This is a genomic window from Pseudomonas sp. BS-2016 (assembly GCF_001806145.1).
GTDB classification, from domain to species: Bacteria; Pseudomonadota; Gammaproteobacteria; order Pseudomonadales; family Pseudomonadaceae; genus Aquipseudomonas; species Aquipseudomonas lundensis.
Window position 1 is genome coordinate 1 of the sequence record NZ_MLCT01000133.1, and the last position, 1,724, is coordinate 1,724.

Here is a 1,724-nt window from a genome sequence, read left to right on the forward strand (position 1 = left end):
TGGCCCTGCGCGAGCTGGCCATGCAAACTGCCGCCGCCCACGTCGACGATGACCTGGCCCAGGGCTACCGCCAACTCGGTCAGGCCGCGCCGGCAGTGCGTGGGCGCCTGTTGGTCGGTGTGGATGGCGATGCGCAAGCCGAACGACTGGTGCGCCATGCCTGCCGCGTGGCCCAGCGTCGGCATTTGCCCTGGAGCCTGGTGCACATCGACAACGGCCGTGCGCGGGATGAGCAATCGCGCCTGCGCCTGCAAAACGCCCAGCAACTGGCAGAGCGGCTGGGCGGGGAAGTGGTGTTGCTGCGCGCCGGGGAAGTGGCCAAGACCCTCATCCAGCACGCCGCCGAACGCCGTGCCAGTTTAGTGCTGGTGGGGCAGTCACGGATGCGCTGGCGGCGGCGCCTGTTCGGTGGCGGCTTGGCGGCACGCCTGTTGCGCAATGCCCGCGGCTTGGAAATCAACGTCCTCGACAGCGATGACATGCCTGCACCGCCACGCCTGCCGGAGATGCGCGGGTTGGTGTGGTTCGATTACGCCTTGGCGGTGGTGGCGACCCTCGCCGCTGCCGCAGTGGCCTGGGCCGTGTCCAGCGCGTTGGCGCTGCCGAACATCTCGCTGGTGTTTCTTGCCGCCGTGCTGTTGGTGGCGGTGCGCAGCAGCCTGGGGCCGTCCCTGGTGTGTGCGGCACTGTCGTTTTTGACTTACGATTTTCTGTTTATTCCGCCGAATTTTTCCTTCGCCATCCAGCGCGAAGAAGACGTGTTGACCCTGTTGTTCTTCCTGTTGATGGCAGCGTTGACCGGCAACCTCGCCGCACGCCAGCGCCGCCAGTTGCAGGCGTTGCGCGATACCCAGGAAGAAACCAGCGAACTGCTCGACCTGTCGCGCAAGCTCACCGCTGCCACCGACCGCCAAGCCGTCATCAGCGCCGCCGCCCACCATCTGCAAGGTTGGAACGAACTCGACCTGTGCCTGGTCAATCGCGATGGACAGGGAGGCTGGAAGGTCGAGACCGGTGGCTCGTTGACCCTTACCGAAGCAGAACGCGCCGCCGCCGACTGGGCCTGGCAGCATGATCAGCCGGCCGGCATGGGCACCGGCACCTTGCCGTTTGGGCGTTGGTGGTGGTGGCCGCTGTCGGGTGAAGAGGGGCCCTTGGGGTTGCTGGGTGTCAGTGCCAAGCCTGGCCTGGAATTGAGCGGGCAACGTCGTCGCTTACTCACCGCGTTGAGCCAACCGCTGGCCCAGGCGCTGGCGCGGGCACAACTGGGGCAGGAGCTGGAATCGGCGCGCCTGCACGGCGAAACCGAACAACTGCGCAGCGCTTTGCTCGCGTCGGTGTCCCACGACTTGCGCACGCCATTGACGTCCATGCGCGGCAGCATTGACAGCCTGCTGGCCCTGGGTGAAGCCATCCCGCTGGAGGATCGCCGCGAATTGCTCGAAGGCACTCGCGATGAGGCCGAGCGCCTCGACCGTTATATCCAGAATCTGCTGGACATGACACGCCTGGGCCACGGTGCGCTGAAACTGGCACGCGATTGGGTGTCGCCCGGCGATATTGTCGGCAGTGCCCTTGGGCGATTGCGCGCCGTGCTGGCGCCGTTGCAGATGAGCACCGATGTGCCGCCGGAACTGCCCTTGTTGTATGTGCATGCGGCGCTGATTGAGCAGGCCCTGGTCAATGTGTTGGAAAACGCCGCACGGTTTTCGCCGCCCCAGGGC

1 protein-coding gene is annotated in these 1,724 nt (G+C 66.0%); it reads left to right on the forward strand.

What is annotated here, in order from left to right; genetic code table 11:
* Window positions 1-1,724 (forward strand): DUF4118 domain-containing protein (locus BKD70_RS23015; RefSeq protein WP_070415468.1); only part of this gene is annotated, 1,724 nt, incomplete at both ends.